The 20,651-nt window shown below is 75.6% G+C and carries 23 protein-coding genes; 9 read left to right on the top strand and 14 right to left on the bottom strand.

Annotation, left to right across the window (positions count from 1 at the left end; all coding sequences use genetic code 11):
- Positions 1–91 precede the first annotated feature (91 nt).
- Positions 92–604 (bottom strand): GNAT family N-acetyltransferase, encoded by a 513-nt coding sequence (locus ACFXAM_RS29240; RefSeq protein WP_380295709.1) that lies wholly within the window; start codon positions 602–604, stop codon positions 92–94.
- An 88-nt stretch (positions 605–692) separates the two neighbouring features.
- Between ACFXAM_RS29240 and ACFXAM_RS29245 the strand changes: the two genes are divergently transcribed.
- Positions 693–1,820, top strand: coding sequence for a hypothetical protein (locus ACFXAM_RS29245; RefSeq protein WP_380295711.1), 1,128 nt, complete (start codon positions 693–695; stop codon positions 1,818–1,820).
- Between the two features lie 83 nt (positions 1,821–1,903).
- On the opposite strand, the gene ACFXAM_RS29250 is transcribed toward ACFXAM_RS29245, so the two are convergent.
- Positions 1,904–2,230, bottom strand: coding sequence for a rhodanese-like domain-containing protein (locus tag ACFXAM_RS29250; protein WP_380295713.1), 327 nt, complete (start codon positions 2,228–2,230; stop codon positions 1,904–1,906).
- Between the two features lie 86 nt (positions 2,231–2,316).
- Between ACFXAM_RS29250 and ACFXAM_RS29255 the strand changes: the two genes are divergently transcribed.
- A complete protein-coding gene (locus ACFXAM_RS29255) occupies positions 2,317–2,943 on the top strand; it encodes a TetR/AcrR family transcriptional regulator (protein ID WP_380295714.1) in 627 nt (208 codons plus the stop codon).
- Between the two features lie 27 nt (positions 2,944–2,970).
- Here the strand turns inward: ACFXAM_RS29255 and ACFXAM_RS29260 are convergent, their stop codons facing one another.
- Both ACFXAM_RS29260 and ACFXAM_RS29265 read right to left on the bottom strand, forming a co-directional pair.
- On the bottom strand, positions 2,971–3,336 hold the full coding sequence (locus ACFXAM_RS29260; protein ID WP_380295716.1) for a nuclear transport factor 2 family protein: 366 nt from the start codon (positions 3,334–3,336) through the stop codon (positions 2,971–2,973).
- A gap of 15 nt (positions 3,337–3,351) precedes the next feature.
- Positions 3,352–3,816 (bottom strand): hypothetical protein, encoded by a 465-nt coding sequence (locus tag ACFXAM_RS29265; RefSeq protein WP_380295718.1) that lies wholly within the window; start codon positions 3,814–3,816, stop codon positions 3,352–3,354.
- A 159-nt stretch (positions 3,817–3,975) separates the two neighbouring features.
- On the opposite strand from ACFXAM_RS29265, the gene ACFXAM_RS29270 reads away from it, so the two are divergent.
- Positions 3,976–4,350 (top strand): YciI family protein, encoded by a 375-nt coding sequence (locus ACFXAM_RS29270; protein WP_380295720.1) that lies wholly within the window; start codon positions 3,976–3,978, stop codon positions 4,348–4,350.
- A 53-nt stretch (positions 4,351–4,403) separates the two neighbouring features.
- Positions 4,404–5,720, top strand: a complete 1,317-nt coding sequence (locus ACFXAM_RS29275; RefSeq protein ID WP_380295722.1) for an RNA polymerase sigma factor — start codon at positions 4,404–4,406, stop codon at positions 5,718–5,720.
- Between the two features lie 82 nt (positions 5,721–5,802).
- Here ACFXAM_RS29275 and ACFXAM_RS29280 read toward each other — a convergent pair whose 3' ends face one another.
- Positions 5,803–6,318 carry a MarR family winged helix-turn-helix transcriptional regulator gene (locus tag ACFXAM_RS29280; RefSeq protein ID WP_380295724.1) on the bottom strand — a complete coding sequence of 172 codons (516 nt, stop codon included), beginning with the start codon at positions 6,316–6,318 and terminating at the stop codon, positions 5,803–5,805.
- 123 nt (positions 6,319–6,441) lie between these two features.
- On the opposite strand from ACFXAM_RS29280, the gene ACFXAM_RS29285 reads away from it, so the two are divergent.
- Positions 6,442–7,224: a dioxygenase gene (locus ACFXAM_RS29285; protein ID WP_380295726.1), complete on the top strand. Its 783-nt coding sequence runs from the start codon at positions 6,442–6,444 to the stop codon at positions 7,222–7,224.
- 62 nt (positions 7,225–7,286) lie between these two features.
- Here ACFXAM_RS29285 and ACFXAM_RS29290 read toward each other — a convergent pair whose 3' ends face one another.
- Positions 7,287–7,946: an NAD(P)-dependent oxidoreductase gene (locus ACFXAM_RS29290; protein WP_380295727.1), complete on the bottom strand. Its 660-nt coding sequence runs from the start codon at positions 7,944–7,946 to the stop codon at positions 7,287–7,289.
- 142 nt (positions 7,947–8,088) lie between these two features.
- Here ACFXAM_RS29290 and ACFXAM_RS29295 point away from each other — a divergent pair, with 142 nt between their 5' ends.
- Entirely contained in the window at positions 8,089–8,682 is a 594-nt protein-coding gene (locus ACFXAM_RS29295) for a maleylpyruvate isomerase N-terminal domain-containing protein (RefSeq protein WP_380295729.1), read from the top strand.
- A gap of 9 nt (positions 8,683–8,691) precedes the next feature.
- Here the strand turns inward: ACFXAM_RS29295 and ACFXAM_RS29300 are convergent, their stop codons facing one another.
- The 3 genes from ACFXAM_RS29300 to ACFXAM_RS29310 are packed head-to-tail and all read right to left on the bottom strand — an operon-like array spanning position 8,692 to position 10,116.
- Positions 8,692–9,072, bottom strand: coding sequence for a VOC family protein (locus ACFXAM_RS29300; RefSeq protein ID WP_380295731.1), 381 nt, complete (start codon positions 9,070–9,072; stop codon positions 8,692–8,694).
- A 40-nt stretch (positions 9,073–9,112) separates the two neighbouring features.
- A complete protein-coding gene (locus ACFXAM_RS29305) occupies positions 9,113–9,661 on the bottom strand; it encodes a GNAT family N-acetyltransferase (protein ID WP_380295732.1) in 549 nt (182 codons plus the stop codon).
- The gene (locus tag ACFXAM_RS29310; RefSeq protein ID WP_380295734.1) at positions 9,658–10,116 is read right to left on the bottom strand and encodes a group II truncated hemoglobin; all 459 of its coding nucleotides are present in this window, start codon (positions 10,114–10,116) and stop codon (positions 9,658–9,660) included. Before ACFXAM_RS29310 ends, ACFXAM_RS29305 begins: the two co-directional genes overlap by 4 nt.
- A gap of 221 nt (positions 10,117–10,337) precedes the next feature.
- Between ACFXAM_RS29310 and ACFXAM_RS29315 the strand changes: the two genes are divergently transcribed.
- On the top strand, positions 10,338–11,870 hold the full coding sequence (locus ACFXAM_RS29315; RefSeq protein WP_380295736.1) for an AMP-binding protein: 1,533 nt from the start codon (positions 10,338–10,340) through the stop codon (positions 11,868–11,870).
- Between the two features lie 18 nt (positions 11,871–11,888).
- Here the strand turns inward: ACFXAM_RS29315 and ACFXAM_RS29320 are convergent, their stop codons facing one another.
- Positions 11,889–12,683, bottom strand: a complete 795-nt coding sequence (locus tag ACFXAM_RS29320) for a LuxR C-terminal-related transcriptional regulator (RefSeq protein WP_380295738.1) — start codon at positions 12,681–12,683, stop codon at positions 11,889–11,891.
- Between the two features lie 216 nt (positions 12,684–12,899).
- On the opposite strand from ACFXAM_RS29320, the gene ACFXAM_RS29325 reads away from it, so the two are divergent.
- Positions 12,900–13,730, top strand: coding sequence for a TIGR03084 family metal-binding protein (locus tag ACFXAM_RS29325; protein ID WP_380295740.1), 831 nt, complete (start codon positions 12,900–12,902; stop codon positions 13,728–13,730).
- Between the two features lie 174 nt (positions 13,731–13,904).
- Positions 13,905–14,390, top strand: a complete 486-nt coding sequence (locus ACFXAM_RS29330; RefSeq protein ID WP_380295742.1) for a hypothetical protein — start codon at positions 13,905–13,907, stop codon at positions 14,388–14,390.
- 78 nt (positions 14,391–14,468) lie between these two features.
- On the opposite strand, the gene ACFXAM_RS29335 is transcribed toward ACFXAM_RS29330, so the two are convergent.
- From ACFXAM_RS29335 to ACFXAM_RS29350, 4 genes are all read right to left on the bottom strand, one after another.
- A complete protein-coding gene (locus ACFXAM_RS29335) occupies positions 14,469–15,098 on the bottom strand; it encodes a hypothetical protein (protein ID WP_380295744.1) in 630 nt (209 codons plus the stop codon).
- A 287-nt stretch (positions 15,099–15,385) separates the two neighbouring features.
- Positions 15,386–16,069 carry a DUF4232 domain-containing protein gene (locus ACFXAM_RS29340; protein WP_380295746.1) on the bottom strand — a complete coding sequence of 228 codons (684 nt, stop codon included), beginning with the start codon at positions 16,067–16,069 and terminating at the stop codon, positions 15,386–15,388.
- Positions 16,070–16,094: 25 nt separating this feature from the next.
- Positions 16,095–19,343: an error-prone DNA polymerase gene (locus tag ACFXAM_RS29345; protein ID WP_380295747.1), complete on the bottom strand. Its 3,249-nt coding sequence runs from the start codon at positions 19,341–19,343 to the stop codon at positions 16,095–16,097.
- Positions 19,344–19,402: 59 nt separating this feature from the next.
- The coding region (locus ACFXAM_RS29350; protein WP_380295749.1) for a DNA polymerase Y family protein at positions 19,403–20,651 on the bottom strand (1,249 nt) is incomplete at its 5' end.

Raw genomic sequence — 20,651 nt, forward strand, 5'->3', positions numbered from 1 at the left:
TCTCCCCGGCCCATTCCCCCATCGCCACGGAAACGAGTCTGGCCCCACCGCTCACGCAGTGGGGCCAGAACCCAACATCTTCATCAGCCTTCTAGACGAGTTCGGCGGCGAGCAGGTCCATCAGGAGGTTGTCGTGCCAGCTGCCGTCGGAGCCGCGCTCGTACTGGCGCATCACGCCCACGGGGCGGAAGCCGACCTTCTCGTAGCAGCGGATCGCCGGGGCGTTGTCGGCCGCCGGGTCGATGACCAGCCGGTGGAAGCCGTGGTGGCCGATCAGGTGGCGGGCCAGGGTGCGGACGGCGTCGGTGCCGTAGCCGCGGCCGTGGCGGGCCGGGTCGAGGTAGATGTCCAGGCCCGCGTGCCGGTACTCGTCGTCGTCGTTGGCGTACCACTGGACGGCGCCGGCGATCCGGCCCTCGGCCTCGATGACGAAGGTCTCGGTGCCGGACTCGGCGAGATCGGTGGTGACGGCGTCGGTGAGGTCGTCACCACCGCGCCAGCGGGCGTAGACCTCGGGGGTGCGGCGGATGGCGACCAGCGCCGGGATGTCCTCGGTGGCGGCCGGGCGGAGCGTGACGTGCGAGCCGTGCAGAATCGTCCCCATACCAGCGGATGCTTCCACGGAACGCCCCGTTCGGCGAACCGTTTTCGGCTTTGCGCGCACCGCCTCCCACCAGGGATGATTCGCCGTCGTGATACGTCTGCTGATCTTCCTCCTCTTCGTGGCGGGCTACGTCGTCTACCGGATCGTCCGCCGCAGGCGGCATCTGAAGTGGGCCCGCGAAGGCTTCGATCCGGCGGCCTACGGGATGCCGCCGCGCGATCGCCTCGACGCCGGCCGGGCCGGGCCGCCGCCCCCGCTGGAGCGGCGGCAGCGCTCGCAGGCGATCGCCGACGCGGCCTGGGCCGGGGACTGGCGCCCGGCGGCCGCCTACGTCGCCGAGGCCGGCGACCACTGGGACGAGCGGTGGTCGCGGCTGGACCTGCTGGCGGCGATCGCCGCCGACGGCGACGGCTGGCTGGGCGCCTGGCGCTCCGCCGAGCCCGGCAACTGCGACGCCGCCACCCTGGAGGCGAAGCTGATGGTGCGCCGCGCCTGGGAGGTGCGCGGCTCCGGCTACCGGCACGAGGTCGGCGACGACGCGATCGAGGCGTTCCGCGAGCTGCTGCCCGCCGCGATCGAGGCGGCCCGCCGGGCGGCCCTGCTGGACCCGGCGAACCCGGGCCCGTGGGTGGTGATCGTGACGGCGGCGCGCGGGGCGCAGTTCACCCCGGAGCGCTTCCAGGAGGCCTGGGAGGAGCTGGTGAGGCGCGCCTGGTACCACTACGAGGGCCACTGGCAGGCCCTGCAGTACTGGTGCGGGAAGTGGTTCGGCTCCGACAAGCAGATGCTGGCCTTCGCGGAGCGGGCCATGGACGCGGCCCCGCCCGGGAGCCCGCTCGGCGGGATCTACCTGCACGCCCTCGCCGAGCTGGAGGAGCGCCGCAGCAGTGCCTCCACGATCGCGGCGGACCGGACCAGGTGGCGCGTCGAGAACCTCGCCGCCCAGCTGCGGCTGGTCCGGCCGGACGACGAGCGGATCCCGCCGCTGCGGCACCTGCTGGCGCACTTCGCCGGCGAGGTGGAGGCGTACGACGTCGCGCTGGAGCAGTTCCGGGCGATCGGGCCGTGGTGCGGGGCGCGGCCGTGGACCGCGCAGGACGACCCGGTGGCGGCGTTCGACGTGGCCCGCGCGCTGGCGGTGAAGCGGGCCGGGGCGCAGCCGCTGGCGGCCGAGCTGCGGCCGGCGAAGAACGCCGGGGCGGGACAGGGACTGTAGGCCGAGGGGAGGGGCGCTCCCCGCGTCGCGCCCCTCCCCCGGCCTCCGATGGCCCCCGACGGCCGCCACCGGCCTCCGACGGCTCAGAAGGTCTCGACCGGCAGGCCGGCCCCGGCCCAGTCCTGGATGCCCTCGCGGTACTTGCGGACGTTGGTGTAGCCGAGCGCGGTCAGCCGGTCGGCGACCTGGCCGCCGTTGGGGCAGGCCTCGTTGGAGCAGTAGGTGACGATGGCGGCGTCGCGGTCCGGGAGCAGCCCGGGCGCGAGGCGGTCGACGTCGGCCCGGACGAGCTCGATCGCGCCGGGCAGGTGCTGCTGGGCGTAGTAGTCGCCGCCGAGGGTGTCCACGACGGTGACGGAGCCGGTCTCGATGGCGGCGGCCAGTTCGTCCCGGGTGATGAGTGCGGTCATGCTGCGGCCTCCTGAGGCTGCGCAAGGATTCGGACTATAGTCCGCTTATGACTCAGGACAGTACCGGACCGCAGTCCGCTTACGCAATGCCCACTCCGGCCCCGGACGGTCCCGTGCCGCTGGAGCTGCTGCGCACCCCGCCGCCCGTCGAACGCGCCGACGCCGCCCGCAACCGGGCCGCGGTGCTGGAGGCGGCGGCGCGGCTGTTCGCCGAGCACGGGGTGGAGTCGGTCTCCATGGACCAGGTGGCCGCCGCAGCCGGCGTCGGCAAGGGCACCCTCTTCCGCCGCTTCGGCGACAAGGCCGGGCTCGGCGCGGCCCTGCTGGACGCGCGCGAGCGGGCACTGCAGGACGCGGTCCTGCGCGGGCCGGCACCGCTCGGGCCGGGGGCTCCGGACGCCCCGGCCGGGAGCGGGGCACGGCTGGCGGCGTTCGTCACCGCCTATCTGGACTACCTGCTGGAACACCTGGACCTGGTCCGGATGTCCGAGACGGCCGGCCGGGGCTCGCGCTACCGCATCGGCGCCTACCGGTTCTGGCACCGGCACGTCACGCTGCTGCTCGGCGCGGGCGGGCCCGGCGGGGATCCCGAGCACGACGCGCACGCCCTGCTGGCGGCCCTGGCGGCCGAGCACGTGTCCGCCCTGCTCCCGGAGCTGGGCGAGGAACGGATCCGGGCGGGAGCACTGCGGCTCGCCGCCCGGCTGGTGTGAACGCCCGGCCGGTGCGGGCGCCCGGCGTCAGCTCTCCGGCCCGTATGCCCCGAAGCCGCGGCACACCAGGCCGTCGCGGAAGGTCAGCGCCTCCGCGACGGCCACCCCGCGCTCGTTGCGGTAGTCGATCACGATCGTGTCGACCGAGACCCGCACCGAGTCCAGGGTGAAGCGCAGTTCGGGCAGCAGCGCGAGCGCCTTGCTCCAGTACGCGCGCAGCGCCTCCTTGCCGCGCACCTCCCCCGACGGCTCCCCGAGGAAGGCGACGACCCGGGGCGAGACGAAGACGACGTCCTCGGTGTAGTGCGCGAGAACGCCCTCCAGGTCGCGGGCGTTCCACACCGCCACCCACTCCTCGGCGAACCGCCGTGCGAAAGCATGATCGATGGTCATGCCGCCATCCTGCCGCTACGGAGCCGGCTCGGGGAGCGCATCGGTGGAACGGAGCGGGGCGAGGACGAACGGCAGGTACTCGGGCTCGCAGCCGATCAGGACGGTGGCGTCGCCGTCCCGGCATTCGACGAGGTACCAGGACCGCAGGACCGCACGCGGGTCGCCCGAGCTGCGGGGCCGGACGGCGACCACCTCCAGGGCGGCCACGGGGAGCGCGACGGGGAGCAGCTCGGCGGGCGCGTCCTCCCCCTGGGGCCGGTGGGTGCGGCTCAGCTGCAGCGAGGTGGGGGTCGCGTGCAGGAAGGCCCCGGCCGGGTCGCAGTAGGGCAGCTTGCCGAAGACCTTCGCCTCGAACCGCGCCGGCTCGCCGAAGTGGAACGAGGCGTGCATCCGGTCGACCTCGGGGTCACGGCCACGGCGCAGGGACAGCAGGTCGGCCACGGCGTCCGGCACCAGGTCGAGCAACAGTTCACCGATCATGCGGGTATTCGATCATGGAGTGGCGGGCCCCGGTGGCCGGTCCGGAAATCCCCCGCGAGAATTTTCCGGGTCGGCTGTCGAAACGGCCGCCGCCCGTTCGACGCAGGGGTGAGCGGCGGGGAGAGGCCCCGCCCGCACACCGACGAGGAGTGAACCGTCATGCCGCGTTTCCTGTCACTGATCCGCATCAACGAGGAGCAGGCCTCCGAGTTCGCGTCCGACCCCGGCTTCGAGGAGCGGATGGGGGCGCTGTTCGAGGAGATCACCAAGGCCGGGGTGATGCTGGACACCGCCGGGCTGCTGCCCACCAAGGAGGGCACCCGGCTGCTCTGGGAGGGCGGGAAGGTGAACTGCACCGACGGCCCGTTCACCGAGACCAAGGAGGTCGTGGGCGGCTACGCCCTGCTCCAGTGCAAGGACAAGGCGGAGGCCGTCGAGTGGACCCGGCGCTTCCTGGAGACGCACCCGGCGCACTGGACCGTGGGCGCCGAGCTGCGGCAGATCGACGAGGCCGCCACGCCGCCGGAGGCGTGACCGCCGGGGCGGTGGTTTGCCGCCGCGGGCGGCGGCTGCTCTGATGGGTGATCGTGACGGAGCGCGACGCGGGGACGGCGGGGACGGCGCGGTCGGCGGGTGCCGCGGAGACGGCCAGGACGGTCGAGACCGTCTTCCGGATCGAGTCGGCGCGGATCATCGCGGGGGTCGCCCGGATCGTGCGCGACGTCGGCATCGCCGAGGAACTGGCGCAGGACGCGCTGGTCGCGGCCCTGGAGCAGTGGCCCGGGTCGGGCGTCCCGGACCGTCCGGGCGCCTGGCTCATGGCCACCGCCAAGCACCGCGCGGTCGACCTGGTCCGCCGCCGCGAGACGTACGCGCGCAAGCTCGCCGAGGTCGGGCGGACGCTGGAGGACGTCCCGCCGCCCGAGCCGTCCGGGCCGGACGACATCGACGACGACCTGCTGCGGCTGATCTTCACCGTCTGCCACCCGGTGCTGCCGGCGCAGTCCCGAATCGCACTCACCCTGCGGCTGCTCGGCGGGCTGACCACGGCGGAGATCGCCCGGGCCGTCCTCTCCGCCGAGCCGACCGTGGCCCAGCGGATCGTGCGCGCGAAACGGACCCTGGCGCAGGCCGGGATACCGTTCGAGGTCCCGTACGGTCAGGAGCGGGCGGCCCGGCTCTCCTCCGTGCTGGAGGTCATCTACCTGATCTTCAACGAGGGCTACGCCGCGACCGCCGGGGACGACCTGCTGCGGCCCGCGCTGTGCGAGGACGCGCTGCGCCTGGCCCGGGTGCTGGCCGCGCTGATGCCCGCGGAACCGGAGGCGCACGGGCTGGCGGCGCTGCTGGAGTTCCAGGCCTCCCGCACGGCCGCCCGCACCGGTCCGGGGGGCGAGCCCGTCCTGCTCGCCGACCAGGACCGCACCCGCTGGGACCGGCTGCTGATCAGGCGCGGGCTCGCCGCCCTGGGCCGGGCGGGCACCGGGCCGTACTCCGTGCAGGCCGCGATCGCCGCCTGTCACGCCCGGGCCGTGCGGTACGAGGACACCGACTGGGCGGCCATCGCCGCGCTCTACGGCCGGCTGATGGCGCTGACGCCCTCGCCGGTGGTGGAGCTCAACCGGGCCGTGGCGCTGTCGATGGCCGAGGGGCCGGCGGTGGCGCTGGAGGTGGTCGACGCACTGGCCGCGGAGCCGGCGCTGCGCGGCTACCACCTGCTGCCGAGCGTCCGGGGCGAACTGCTGGCCCGGCTGGGGCGGGGCGCCGAGGCGCGGGCGGAGTTCGAGCGGGCGGCGGCGCTCACCCGCAACGTCCGGGAGCGGGATCTGCTGCGCGCCAAGGCGGCGGAGGCGGCCGAGGCGGCAGCAGCCCGGACGGACGAGGGTCGGGATTCGGCGGGCTAGCGGCCCGGAGGGCTGAGGGTTCGAGGGATTCGAGGGGTGGCAGGGTCGAGGGGGCTCCGGGGGTTCTGAGCGCTCGGGGCGTTCAGAGGGCGTCGTCGAGGCGCAGCCGGGCGCTGACCAGACCGAGGCCGTCGGCGAGCACGGTCAGCTGCTCCCGGCTGAGCACGTCGATGAGCAGTTCGCGGACCAGGGCGACGTGCCCGGGGGCCGCCTCGCGCAGCATCTCGCTGCCCTGATCGGTGAGTTCGGCGAAGACGCCGCGCACGTCGCTGGGACAGGAGCGGCGGCTGACCAGGCCCATCTTCTCCAACTGGGTGACCTGGTAGGTCAGCCCGCTCTTGGAGGTGACCAGCTTGTCCGCCAGCTCGGTCATGCGCAGCGAGCCGGCCGGGGCGGCGGAGAGGTGGACGAGGATCTCGTACTGGGTGTGGGAAAGGCCCGATTCCTCCTTGAGCTGGCGTTCCAGGCGGCGGTTGAGGAGGTTGCTCGCGGTGACGAAACTCCGCCAGGCGGCCATCTCCTCCTCGTCGAGCCACCGGGGCTCGTACGAGGAGGCGGCGGAGGGGGGCGCCGAAGGTGCGGACGAGGTGGAGGGCATGGGGTGATCGTACTCCCATTGTTCAAATTCGAACAAAGGTGTACGGTCGAAGCACTGGTGTTCAAATTTGAACTACCCCACCCGCCGAGGCCCGCCACCGAGGGCCGGAGGAGAAGAGCCGCCATGAGCACCGCCGCACCCGAGCGCATGCCCGCCCTCTACCTGTCGCACGGCGCGCCGCCGCTCGCCGACGACCCCGTCTGGCCCAAGGAGCTGGCCGCCTGGTCCGCCGACCTGCCGCGCCCGAAGGCGATCCTGATGGTCTCCGCGCACTGGGAGGAGGCCCCGCTCGCGCTCGGCGCCGTCACCACCGTGCCGCTGGTCTACGACTTCTGGGGCTTCCCCGAGCACTACTACGGCGTCCAGTACGCCGCCCCCGGCGCACCGGAGCTCGCCGAGCGCGTGCGCAAACTGCTGCGCGCCCCCGGCACGCCGGTCCAGGACATCCCCGACCGCGGGCTCGACCACGGCGCCTACGTCCCGCTGGTGGAGATGTTCCCGGAGGCGGACGTGCCGGTCCTCCAGGTCTCCATGCCGACCCTGGACCCGCAGCGGCTGCTGGAGATCGGCCGCCGGCTCGCCCCGCTGCGCGACGAGGGCGTGCTGATCGTCGGCAGCGGCTTCTTCACCCACAACCTGCGGGCGCTCAGCCGCGACGGCCGGGTGACCTCGGTGATGGCCGAGTTCGACGACTGGGGGCGGCGCGCCCTGGCGGCCCAGGACCTCGACGCACTGCTCGACTTCGAGCAGAAGGCCCCGGCCGGCCGGCTCGCCCACCCGCGCACCGAGCACTTCGCCCCGCTGTTCGTCACGCTCGGCGCGGCGGAGCACGAGCTGGGCAGCCAGCGCTCGGTGATCGACGGGTTCTGGATGGGCCTGGCGAAGCGCTCGATCCAGATCGGCTGACGGCCGAGGGCCGGCGGCGACCGGCAGCCGTCGGGAGGGCGGCGTTCGGAGCGCCCGGCCGTTCAGAGCGCGCAGCAGGCGAAGCGCTCGCCGATGTGCTCCGGCTGCTCGATCTCGTCGACCAGTGCCACCGCGTAGTCCGGCACCGAGATCCGGCTCTCCCCCTCGGCGTCGGTGAGCAGCTGCTCCAGCCCGGTGCGGTAGCGGCCGGTGCGCGCCCCCGGGCCGATGTGGGCGGCCGGGCTGAGCACCGTCCAGCGCACGTCCGTGACCGTCCGGTAGTACGCCAGGGCGTCGCCGTGCGCGTGCATGATCTGCAGCACCGCCTCCGGCAGGCCCGGGGCGTCCCAGACCCGGGTCCCGGGCGCGGTCTCCAGGCTGCCCGCGCCGCCGACCGCGAGCAGCCGGGGCGCCTCGCCGCCGAGCCGGCGCAGCCCCTCCACCAGGCTCCTCGCGGCCGGTTCGATCAGCGCCAGGTGGCCCGGGCCGTCACCGCCGCCGACCGCGCTCACCAGGGCGTCCTGCCCGGCGGCGACCCGGGCCACGTCCGCCGGGTCCAGCGCGTCCCCGGCCTCGACGGACACCTCCCCCGGGTGGCGCGCGGCGTCGAACCGGGCCGGGTCGCGGACGACCGCCGTCACCCGGTGGCCGCGCGCGGCGGCCTCCGTGACGACGGCGCTGCCGATGGTGCCGTTGGCGCCGAGCACGGCGATCCTGGCCATGGGGTACCTGCCTGTTCTCCGGGAACCGGGTGCGGACGGGGCCGGGTGGGGACGGGGCCGGGTGGGGATCCGGAGCCAGCAGTAGCACCCGGGGCGGGCGGGACCCTGGCGGACACGCGGGAGCGGATGAGACGGTGGCCCGATGACCGACCGACCGTTGAACGGTGATGACGTCCGGGCCGCGCTCGGCGAGCTGACGGCCGTGCTCGGCCCGGCGGCGGCCGGGGCCGCCGGCACCCGCTGGGACGCGCCCGCCGGACCGCTGGAGTGGAGCTGCCGGGAGACCGCCGCCCACATCGCCCACGACCTGCTCGCCTACGCCGGCCAGCTCGCCGCCCGGCCCGGTGACCGCTATCTGCCCATGGACCTGACCGTGCGCCCGGAGGCCGGGCCGGCCGAGGTGCTCACCGTGGTCACGGCCTGCGCGCACCTGCTGGCCACCGCCCTGGACGCGGCGCCGCCCGAGCTGCGGGCGTACCACTTCGGGCCGTGCGACCCGGCCGGGTTCGCCGCGATGGGCGTCACCGAGACCCTGCTGCACACCCATGACATCACCCTCGGGCTCGGCCTGGAGTGGCGGCCCACGGAGCGGCTCACCGCGGCCGCGCTGGCCCGGCTCTTCCCCGACGCGCCGGCCGGCGACCCGGTGGACGTGCTGCTGTGGTGCACCGGCCGCGGGGAGCTCGACGGCCGCCCGCGCCGGACCTCGTGGCGCTGGCGGGCGGCCGTCGGGTAGCGGCCGGCGTCAGGAGGTGGCGAGCCGCTCGGCGGCGCTGCGCTCGACGCAGAACTCGTTGCCCTCGATGTCCAGGAGGGTCGCCCAGCCCTTGCCGTCCGGGGTGCGGTGGTCCTCGAACAGCGTCGCCCCCAGGGCGAGGAGGCGCTCCACCTCCTCGTCCCGGGTGCGGTCCTGCGGCTGGAGGTCCAGGTGGACCCGGTTCTTGGCGGTCTTGCCCTCGGGCACCCGGATGAGGAGCAGCGAGGCGCCGGCCGAGTCGACCAGCACCTCGTCGTCCCCCGGCCCGTCGTCCTCGCCCAGGGTGCCGTCCAGGGCCTTCGCCCAGAACTGCGCCAGGGCGTAGGGGTCGGCGCAGTCGATCGTCACGTGTCGCACGAGAGAAGTCATGACGATCACCCTGACCCCGATCGCCGCCCGGGTCCACCCGTTATCCGGCGTTCCCGGCGGGCGCGGCGTTCCCGGCGGGCCGGCTGTGCCAGTGGCCGTCGACCGGGTAGCGCGGCGGGGCGGCCGGGACGAGGGCCTCGAACGGGTAGCCGGCCTTCTCCGCCACCCGGCACGACGCCGCGTTGTCCCCCTCGTGGAAGAGGTCCAGCCGGAGCAGCCCGTCGGCGGCGAAGGTCTCCGCCGCCCAGGCGGTGAGCGCCGCCAGCGCGCGCGGGGCCACGCCCCGGCCGCGCGCGGCGGCGGCCGTCCAGTAGCCCACCTCGGAGCCGGCGCTGCCCGGGGCGCCGCGCTTGAGCACGACCTGGCCGACCAGCGCACCTCCCTCCAGGACCGCGAAGGAGTACCGGCTGCCCTCCGCCCGGCTCCGGTCCTCGGCCGCCAGCCAGCGGGCGGCGTCGTCCGGGCCGGTCACCCGGTTGCGGACGTAGCGGCGCAGCACCGGGTCGCGGTGGACCTCGATCAGGGCGCTCGCGTCCTGCGCCCGGAAGGGTCTCAGCAGCAGTCCCCCGGCGGTCGGCGCGGCCGTCACCGCAGGCCCTCCCAGCCCCAGCGCGGGGTGGGCCCCGGCTCGCCGAGGTCGGTGCCGGCCGGGGAGGCGGAGACGTCCTCGGCGATCCTGGTGCCCCAGTCGAAGTACTCCAGGACGCGGGCCCGCAGCAGTGCGTCCTCGGGCAGTTCCGCGCGCACCGCCTCGGCCATCAGCTCCATCCAGCGCAGCCGCTGCTCCTCGGTGATCGCGAGGCCGAGGTGGGCGCGGAGCAGCGCCCGGTGGCCGCCGAGGTCGGTGGTGAAGCGGTCCGGGCCGTCGAACACCTCGGCCAGCCAGACGGCGACGTGCTCGACGTGGGTGGGCGTGAACCGGGCGAAGACCGGCGCGAGCAGCGGATCGGCGAGCACGCCCCGGTAGAAGGTGTCGCTCAGCCGTCTCAGGGCGTCCAGGCCCCCGATCGCGTCGTACAGGCTGCCGGAGCGGTGGTCGGTCATCGGTGTCTCTCCCCCGTGGGCGGATCTCCTGCCACCCTTCCTAGCAGCGCGACGCCCGGCCCGCCCCCTCCGGACCCCCTGTTCGCGGCCGGCTCACCAACCGGATCCGGTGGCTCCGCTCCGGGGCGGTCCCGGGCCCCGCGCCGTGGCGGGCGCCCCCGCCCGGGTGACACCCCCGATCGGGGGTGTGCAGGGAGCGGCGGGCGGAGGACAGTGGGGCCATGCAGATTCCACTCTCCGTGATGGACTTCCTCGACCGGGCCGAGCTGGTCTACGGCGACCGGGTCGGCATCGTCGACGAACCGGTGCAACCGGCCGAACCCTGGACCGATCTGACGTACCGTCGGATCGCCCGGCTGGCGCGGGCGCAGGCGGCCGGGCTGGACCGGCTCGGCGTCGGCCCCGGTGAACGGGTCGCGATCGTCTCGCACAACTCGGCGCGGTTGCTGACCTCGCTGTTCGGCGTGAGCGGGCACGGCCGGGTGCTGGTGCCGGTGAACTTCCGGCTCAAGGCCGAGGAGGTGTCGTACATCGTCGAGCAGAGCGGCGCCTCGGTGCTGCTGGTCGACCCGGAGCTGGCCGAGCCGCTGGCCGGGGTGGTCGCCAAGCACACGTTCGTGATCGGGTCGGACAGCGATGCGCTGCTGTACGACTTCGGGACCGCGCCGCGCCGGTACGCGATCGACGAGAACGACACCGCGACCGTCAACTACACCAGCGGAACCACCGCCCGCCCCAAGGGCGTTCAGCTCACCCACCGCAACATCTGGCTGAACGCGACGCTGATGGCCCTGCACTTCGGGGCGAGCGACCGGGACGTCTACCTGCACACCCTGCCGATGTTCCACGCCAACGGCTGGGGCCTGCCGTTCTCGCTCACCGGGCTCGGCGCGCAGCACGTGGTGCTGCGGAAGGTGGACGGCGCCGAGATCCTGCGCCGGGTCGAGCGGCACGGGGTGACCTTCCTGTGCGGCGCGCCGGCGGTGGTGCAGATGGTGCTGGACGCGGCGGCCGAGTGGGACGGTCCGGTTCCCGGCCGGGACCGGGTGCGGATGGTGGTGGCGGGCGCGCCGCCGCCGACCTCGGTGGTGCAGCGGATGGAGTCCGAGCTCGGCTGGGAGTTCATGCAGATCTACGGGCTGACCGAGACCTCGCCGGTGGTGACGGTCAACCGCACCCGCGCCGAGTGGGACGAACTGCCCGCCGAGCAGCGGGCGGAGAAGCTGGTGCAGGCGGGCTCCCCGGCGATCGGCAACCAGGTGCGGGTGGACGAGCAGGGCGAGGTGCTGGTCCGCTCCAACGTCGTGCTGGACGGCTACTGGCAGCAGCCGGAGGCCACCGCCGAGGCGCTGCGGGACGGCTGGTTCCACACCGGCGACGGCGGCGTGCTGACCGACGGCTACCTCACCATCTCGGACCGGAAGAAGGACGTCATCATCAGCGGCGGGGAGAACGTCTCCTCGATCGAGGTGGAGGACTGCCTCTACGACCACCCGTCGGTGGCCGAGGTCGCGGTGATCGGCGTGCCGGACACCAAGTGGGGCGAGACGGTCAAGGCGCTGGTGGTGCTGAAGCCGGGCGCGGAGATCACCGAGGCCGACCTCATCGCGCACTGCAAGCAGCGACTGGCCGGCTACAAGTCGCCCACCTCGGTGGAGTTCCGGGACGCGCTGCCGCGCACCACCACCGGGAAGCTGCAGAAGTTCCGGCTCCGCGAGCCGTACTGGTCGGGGCGCGAGCGCGGGGTCAACTGATCCGCGCGGCCCGGGGGTTCAGTCGAGCAGGCCGGACTCCCGGGCGGTGACGGCGAGTTCGGTGCGGTTGCGGACGCCGAGCTTGTGCATGGCGCTCTTCAGGTAGCCGGTCACCGTGTTGCAGGTCAGCCCGAGCTGGGCGGCGATCTCCGGGTTGGTCCGGCCGGTCGCCGCCCAGCGGAGCACCTCGTGCTCGCGCCGGGTGAGCGGGACGGCCGGGGGTCTTCGCGCGCCGCCGGCGCCCGCGGCCGGCGGCGGGGCCGCAGCCGGGACCGGGGCCCCGCGCCAGGCGGCGGCTCCGGCGAGGGCCCGGGTGGCGGCCTCGGCGAGCCTGGTCACGGCGGCGATCCGGACGTCCCCGAACGGGACCACCGCGCGCAGCGAGGCGTACACCACGCCGTGCACCGCGCCGTCGTGCAGCAGCGGCACGGTGAGCATCGCGTAGAGGTCCTCCGCGATGACGGCGGCGTCGTAGTGGTGGGAGATGGTGGTGTCGGCGCGGTAGTCGGGCGCCCAGCTGGGCGCCCGTTCGGCCAGCGCCCGGCCGCCGAGGCCGGTGCCGGCCGGCACCGGGAGGTCGTGCAGCAGGTCCGCCCTGGTGCCCGCCCAGTGCCGCAGCACCATGCCCTCCCCGCCGGCCCTGGCCACGCCCGGCTCGGGCACGCCGACCAGGCCGACGTCCGCGCCGCAGTCGGCGATCACCCGGCGGGCGAGGTCGCCGAGCACGGCGTCGCGGACCAGCTCGGCGGCCCGGGCGGCGAGGTCGTCCGGGGTCTCGGCGCTGCTCTTCGACGCGGTCGGGGCGGTCGTCATCGCGCGATTGTCACACGCGGTTCCGGTGGTGGGGAGGGGTCGCGAAGGTGTTCGGTGCGCGTGTCGCGCGCCGTCGTGCGGAGTTCCGGGCGGGCGCGGGCCGGACGGCGTAGGGTGCGGGCGCGAGGTTACCGGCGGGTCACCACCGAGACCTGCCGCACCTCGTCGTGGTTTCCGTTGTTTCCAAGGTTTCCAACCGTTGCGAAGGGGAGATCCATGGCCGATCCGAACGTTCCCGAAGGCTCGCCCGTCCTGGCCGGGCTGCTGGCCGACCTGCGGGACGAGAGCGCGGTGCTGGACGGGCTGGTCGCCGCGCTGGAGCCGGAGCGCTGGGCACTGGACACGCCCGCGCCCGGCTGGACGGTGGCGCACCAGATCGCCCACCTGGCCTGGACGGACGGCTGGTCGGAGCTGGCCGCCCGCGATCCGGAGGCCTTCGTCGCGGAGTCCGGCCGGGTGTTCGGCGAGCCGGCGGCGGCCGGCGCGGACCCGGTGGAGGACGGCGCGGCGCGCGGGGCGGCCGAGGAGCCCGCCGCGCTGCTGGCCCGCTGGCGGACCGGACGGGAGCGGCTCGCGGCCGCGCTCGCGGCGGCCCCGGCCGACGCCCGGCTGCCCTGGCTGGGCCCGCCGATGAAGGCCGCGTCGATGGCCACCGCCCGGCTGATGGAGACCTGGGCGCACGGGCAGGACGTGGCGGACGCACTGGGCGTCCGCCGGGAGCCGACCGCCCGCCTGCGGCACGTCGCGCACCTGGGGGTGCGGACGATCGGGTTCGCGTTCACGGTGCACGGGCTGCCCGCCCCGCAGGCCCCGGTGCGGGTGGAACTGACCGCGCCGGACGGCGGATCGTGGACGTGGGGGCCGGCCGACGCGGCGGACCGGGTGACCGGCCCGGCGCTGGACTTCTGCCTGCTGGTCACCCAGCGCCGGCACCGGGACGACCTCGCGCTGACCGCCGTCGGCGAGCTGGCGACGGCCTGGCTGCCGATCGCCCAGGCCTTCGCGGGCGCGCCCGGGGCGGGGCGGGAGGCCGGGTCGCCGCTCTAGCCCGGTCGCCGCTGTAGCCCGGTCGCCGCTCCGGCCCGGTCGCCGCTCCGGCCGGGTCGTCGCCTCAGCCATGTCGTCGCTTTAGCGGATGATGCGCCGAATACGCCGGATCGCCCGGTAAACCACACGTTTCGGCGATGTACAGGGTTCGTCGGCGAATGGTGGACTTCGGGCATGAAGCGAACGAACCCGCTGCGCACCGCCCTCGCCGGGGCCGCCGCCCTGCTCGCCGTGGGCGCTCTCGCCGCCCCCGCCCAGGCCGCGTTCGCGCTGCCCGCCGGCCCGGCCGGGGTGTCCGCCCCGGCACAGGTCCGGGCGGGGACGCCGGCCGCGCACCAGGTGGTCACCTTCGTCGAGGAGTACCGGCGGGCGGTGCTCGGCGAGAGCAACGAGACCCCGCGCGCCGTCCGTGAGCGCTACCTCGCCCCGCACCTGGAGTTCCGCCTCGACGCCTGGGCGCAGGAGCACGACGCCGATCCGGTGTTCCGGGCCCAGAACGTCCCGGCGGACTGGTCGGCCCAGCAGGTGAAGGAGGAGTACGGCTTCGCCTCGGTCCGGCTCACCGAGTTCTGGGGCGGTGGCGGCAGCCAGGAGGTCTGGTACACCGTCCGCCTGAGCGATCTGCGGATCGTCGAGCTGAACGACCAGCCCGCCTTCTGACCGGGCCCGCCGACGGGCCCGGTCCGCACGGACCCCGGCGCGGCGCAGGCACCCCCCACGACTGCGCCGCGCCGGTCGTCACTTCCCCCCGTCCCGCAGGAGCAGCAGCCCGGCGCCCCGCTCCAGGGCGCCCGCCGTCCAGGCCGGGAACACCTCGGCGACCAGCCACTCGACCTCCTCGGCCGCGTCCTCGTCGCCGCCCGGCAGGAGTTCGGGCTCCCGGTGGATCCGGCCGGTGTCGAACCCCGCGAGTTCGGCCCGGACGCGGTCGAGTCCGGGACCGGCCGTGAAGGAGGGGAAGGGCCAGGGGTCGTCGTCCGGCGCCCCGGATCCCCACGGGAAGGGCCAGGGCCGCGCCCAGAGGCCGGCGAGCGCCGGCAGCCCCCAGGCCTCGAAGGTGTCCGCCAGCTCGTGCCAGCCCCGGCCGGGCAGCACCGCCGCGCCGAGGGCGTCACCGGCGCCGGGCAGCAGGAGTTCCAGCAGCCAGGTGTAGCCGGCGGGACGGCGACGGTCGAGCCGGCCGGCGGCGAGTTCCCGCAGGGCGGGCTCCACCTCGGCCGCCTCGGTGGCCCGCAGCAGGCGGCCGGCGTCCGCGAGCGGGCCGATCCGGTCGAGGGCGGCCCGGACGAAGTCCTCGTCACCGGAACCGACCGTGCGCAGCAGGGCGTCGCCGTCGACCGCGAACGCCGAGAGGTACTGTTCGGACATCGCGCCATTATGGCGGTGTCGTCATCTCCCGTGACACCCGGGGTCGTTGGGGCGCGCCCGGTGGATCGGTCCGGACGAGGCGCCCAGGCGGAGTCCGTGCGGCGGGGACGCCTCCCCGCCGCCGGGCCGGGGGCGTGCGTGCCCTTGGCGTCGCGGCCCCGGGCCGAGCCGCAAGGCACGCCCCGGGGCCCGTCGTCCCACCCCCGCCGTCCGCCGTCCGCCCGGAGGACGGACCGGCCGCCGGCCGGGGGTGCGTCGTTCGGCGGGCGGGAGTGTGAAGACGGGCCCTACGAGGGGACCGGCTTGGTCCAGGGGGCGACACCGAGGGCGCGGGTGGTGCCGAGGTCGAGGTGGGCCGGGACGGTCAGCCGGGGGCGGCCGGGGATCGGGGCGATGTCGAGGAAGCGGCCGTCGTCGGGGCCCCGGTCGCCCGCGGTCACCGTGTTGCGCCAGAGCAGCTGGGACTCGGCGTACTCCTGGGGCTGGAGGATCAGCGGCACGGGGGTGGCGTCGAAGTCGTCCAGGGTGGCGATGCCGGCCGAGCCGCGTTTGACGGTGACGGTGATAGGGGCGCGTTCGGCGTCGAGGACGCGGACGGCGGGGTGGCCCTTGAGGGCGTAGGGGCGGGTGCCGCAGTTGGTCAGCCGGACCGGCATCACCCGCAGTCCCGTCGCGGCGTTGGCCTCGCCGACGGTCAGCGCGACGCCCTCGGGGGAACAGACGGGTGCGGGGGCGGCGGAGGCGGTGGGGGCCTCGGGGGCGGGCGTCACCGGGAGGGGCGCCTCACCGATGGTGCGCGCCGGTCCGGGCGCTCCCCCGCCCGCCCCGGTCGCCGGGGTGCTGCCGCAGCCGGCCGCCGCCAGTGCCCCGGCCACGAGCAGCAACCCGGCCCGCAGCGGTCGCGGCGCCCGGCGGGCCCCGTCCGGAGCGGCGGTCTGCGGCGACGGCGTCCAGTCCATGGGGACGATCATGGCACGGACCGTTCCCCGCGCCCCCTCACAGCCCGATCCGCAACGGGGTGAGCCGGGTGGCGACCAGGTTGGTGGCGCCGCGGTCCCGTTCGACGTGCCCGTGCACCAGCAGCCCGGCCCGGTCGAGGGCGGTGCGGCGCTGGGACTCCCAGACCGGCCGGCTGCAGATCACATTGATCAGCCCGGTCTCGTCCTCCAGGCTGAGGAAGAGCACCCCGCCCGCCGTCGGCGGCCGCTGCCGGTGGGTGACCAGGCCGCCGACCACCACCGCCGTCCCCGGTGGCACGTCCGGGAGTTCGGCCGCCGAGAGGGCGCCGCCGCGCTCCAGGTGGGCGCGCAGGTGCTGGAGCGGGTGGCTGGTCGCGGAGGTCCCGGTGGCCCAGAGGTCGGCGATGGTCTCCTCGACCGGGGTCATCGCGGGCAGCTCCGGCGCCCCGGTGCCCGGCGTGGTGCCCGGGATGAGGTCCGCCGAGACGCCCGCGAACGCGCCGGCCGCCCAGAGCGCCTGCCGCCGCCCGAGCCCGAAGCAGCCGAACGCGCCCGCCGCGGCCAGGGCCTCCAGGCCCGGCGCGGGCAGACCGGTGCGGCGGGCGAAGTCCTCCAGGTCCGCGTACGGCTGCCCGGCCGCGATCGCCTCGGCCTGCGCGGCACCGATGCCGCGCACGGTGTCCAGGCCGAGCCGGATCGCGGGCTGCGGCTTCCCGGCGGTGAGCGGCGGCGCGGGCGTCGGCCCCCGGTACGGCTCCAGGGTGGGCCCGGCGCCGCTGGCGTTGACGTCCACCCCGCGCACCCGCACGCCGTGCCGCCGGGCGTCCGAGATCAGGCTGAGCGGTGCGTAGAAGCCCATCGGCTGGTTGGCCAGCAGGGCGCAGGTGAAGGCCGCCGGGTAGTGGTGCTTGAGCCAGGCGCTGGCGTACACCAGGTAGGCGAAGCTGATCGCGTGGCTCTCCGGGAAGCCGTAGTTGGAGAAGGCCTCGATCTTGGTGTAGACGTCCTGCGCCACCTCCTCCGGGATGCCGCGCTCGGCCATGCCGCCGAGCAGCCGCTCGCGCAGCCGGGCGACCCGCTCGTGCGAGCGCTTGGCGCCCATCGCCTGGCGCAGCCGGTCCGCCTCGGCGGGGGTGAACCCGGCGCAGTCGATGGCGAGTTGCATCATCTGCTCCTGGAACAGCGGCACCCCGAGGGTCTTGCCCAGCGCGTTCTCCATCAGCGGGTGCGGGCAGCCGGCCGGTTCCACCCCGGCGCGGCGGCGCAGGTACGGGTGGACGGAGCCGCCCTGGATCGGCCCGGGCCGGATCAGCGCGACCTCCACCACCAGGTCGTAGAAGTGGTCCGGCTTGAGCCGGGGCAGGGTGGCCATCTGGGCGCGCGACTCGACCTGGAAGACGCCGACGGTGTCGGCCCGCCGCAGCATCGCGTACACGCCCGGGTCGTCGTCCGGGATGGTCGCGAGGTCGTAGTGCTCGCCGTGGTGCCGGGCGACCAGGTCGCAGGTGTCGTGCAGGGCGGCGAGCATGCCGAGGCCGAGCAGGTCGATCTTGACCAGTCCGGCGCCGGCCACCGACTCCTTGTCCCACTGCAGCACGGAGCGCCCCGGCATCCGCGCCCACTCGGTCGGGCAGATCTCCGCGATCGGCTCCCGGGTGAGCACCATGCCGCCCGAGTGGATGCCCAGGTGGCGCGGCAGGCCGTGGAGCTGTCCGGCGAGCGCGAGCACGTCGGCGGGGACGACGGCGTCCGCGCCGGGCGGCGAGCGGAAGTCGGCCTGCCGGCTGAACGCGTCCACCTGCCCCTGCGGGTAGCCGAGGACCCGGGCGGCGTCGCGCAGCGCCAGCCGGGGCCGGTAGGTGATCACATTGGCGACCTGCGCGGCGTGCTCGCGCCCGTAGCGGCGGTAGACGTACTGGATGACCTCCTCGCGGCGGCGGTTCTCGATGTCCAGGTCGATGTCCGGCGGCCCGTCGCGGGCGGTGGAGAGGAAGCGTTCGAAGAGCAGCTTGTAGTGGACCGGGTCGACGGCGGTGATCCCGAGGGCGTAGCAGACCGCCGAGTTGGCCGCCGAGCCGCGCCCCTGGCACCAGATGGACTCCCGGCGGCAGAAGTCGACGATGTCGTGGACGATCAGGAAGTAGCCGGCCAGGTCGAGCGTCTCGATGACGTCCAGCTCCCGGGCGAGCTGACGGCGGGCCGGGCCGTTGCCGGGCCCGAACCGGACCGGGCCGCCCTCGGCGACCAGGGCGCGAAGGTGGCTGATCTCGGTGTGGCCGGGCGGGACGGGGTAGCCGGGCAGCTCCGGGTCCAGGGTGGCGAAGTCGAAGGCGCAGGCCCGGGCGAGGTCCACGGTGGCCTCCCGCACGCCCGGGAAGCGGGCCAGCCGGGCCGCCATCTCGTGGCCGGAGCGCAGGTGGGCGGTGCCGGCGGCCCGGGTCCAGCCGGCCGCCTCGGCGAGGGTGCGCCGGTCGTGCAGGGCGGCCAGGCTCTGGGCGAGCCGGCCCTCGGCGGGGCTCGCGTGGTGGGCGTTGGTGGAGGCGACGGTGGTCAGGCGCAGCCGGGCGGCGAGCGCGGCGAGGGCGTCGTTGCGCGGGTCGTCGCCGGGGAGCCACTGGTGGACCAGCTCGACGTGGACGTTCTGGTGGCCGAACGCCTCGGTGAGGGTGCGCAGTCGGTGTTCGGGGTCGGCCGGGCCGCTTCCGGCGGCGGCCAGGGCGGCGGGGACCCGGCCGAGGCGGCAGCCGGTGAGCACCGCCCAGTGGCCGCCGTGCGCGTCGGCGAGGTCGGCGAAGTCGTAGACCGGGTTCCCCTTGGCCCCGCCCGCGAGTTGGGCCGCGCCGATGACGGCGGAGAGCCGGCGGTAGCCCTCCGGGTCGCGGGCCAGCACCAGCAGGTGCTCGACGCCGCCCTTATCCTGACGGAGCGTCAATTCCGCCCCGAAGACGGTGGCCACGCCCGTTCCCCGGGCCGCCTCGGCGAACCGGACCGCGCCGTAGAGGCCGTCGTGGTCGGTGAGGGCGAGGGCCTCGACGTCCAGCCGGGCGGCCTCGGCGACCAGCGCCTCGGGGTCGCTGGCGCCGTCGAGGAAGCTGAAGGCGGAGTGGACGTGCAGTTCGGCCCAGGCCGGTCCGGCGGGCGGCGACCCGGCGGGCCGTCCGGCGGGGGCCCCGGCGCGGTCGCCGGGCGCGCGCGGGTGCAGCGGAACGACGACGTCGCCGCCGTCGCCGGTCAGCCGGCGGTGCAACTCGCTCCAGGGGAGGGAGGGGTGGCTGGTGAATCCCATCGGGGGTGGTGCCTTCGGTCTCTCGCTGGTCTCCTGCCCCCCCTCGGACGGCCCGGCCGTCAGTCGTACCCGGCCTCCACGAACCAGGCACCCCCCTCCACCGTGAGCAGCAGCGCCCGCCCGTCCGCCACCGTCACCTGGAACCGGGCCCGGCGGCGGGCGCGCGCCTGGTCCCACCAGTACTCGACGGCCGGCCAGGGGCCGGTCCAGCCGTCCACCGCCAGTTCCCGCCCGCGCACCGCCACGGTGGCCGGCCGGGCCGACACCCCCGCCCGGCCGTCCACCGTCACCGGCCGCCCGTCGCCGTCCAGCACCGCCGCCGGCACCGGGACGCGGTGCACCACGGCCGGCCAGACGTCCCGCAGCCCGCCGAGCCGCCCCGGCCAGGGCGCGTCGGCCGGGGCCCCCGGGTCGTACGGCTCGCCCCACGGCACCCGGACCGCCTGGTCCTCCGGCCCCCGGCCGCCGGCCGGCTCGATCCGGCGCAGCCCGGCGTGGCCGAGCACCGCCTGCACCCGGGCCACCGCGCGTTCCACCCGGTCGTCCGCCACCGCCTGCCCCCAGAGGGCGAGTTGGCGGCCCTGGTCGGGGGTGAGGTCGTCGGGGAGCAGGCGCAGCGCGGTGAACCCGCCCCGCTCCGGCTCGTGCGAGCCCCCGGCTCCGGTCCCGCGGCCGAAGGTGCCGGCGCTCTGCCAGGCCTGGAGCTGCCAGCGGACGCGTTCGGCGAGCGCCGTCGCCGAGAGCCGGCCCTCGTGCCGCCAGAGCCGGGCGACCGTCCGGCCGTCGGCGCACTCCACCTCGACGGCGACCCGCTGACAGGTCAGCCCCGCCCCGGCGAGCCGCTGGTGCAGCCGCTCGGCCAGGGTGCGGGCGACGAACACCAGCGGTTCGGCGAGCGGCTCGGGCGGGTCGAAGCGCTGTTCGACCGAGAGGTCCGGCCCCTCGGTGCGCGGCACCAGCGGGCGCGGCTGCAGACCGCGGGCCAGCCGGTGCGCCACCGTGCCGGCCGGGCCGAAGCGGTCGGCCACCGACTCGGCAGGCAGCGCGGCGAACGCCCCGACCGTGGGCAGGCCCAGCCGGTCCAGCAGGTCGGCCAGCGCGGCGTCGCCGAGCGCGGCCACCGGGTAGGGGGCGAGGAACTCCGCCGTGCGCCCGGCGGGGACGAGCACCCCGGCGCGGGCGGCGAGCACGGCGGCGAACAGGCCGTCGGCCACGCCGACCTGGCCGACGGGCACCGGCGCGGCGGTGACGGGCGCGGACCCGGGGGCGGGGGCCGGCGGGTAGGCGGGCGGGCGGGCGAAGCCGCCC

The sequence above is a fragment of the Kitasatospora sp. NPDC059462 genome (genome assembly GCF_042749955.1).
Classification (GTDB): domain Bacteria; phylum Actinomycetota; class Actinomycetes; order Streptomycetales; family Streptomycetaceae; genus Kitasatospora.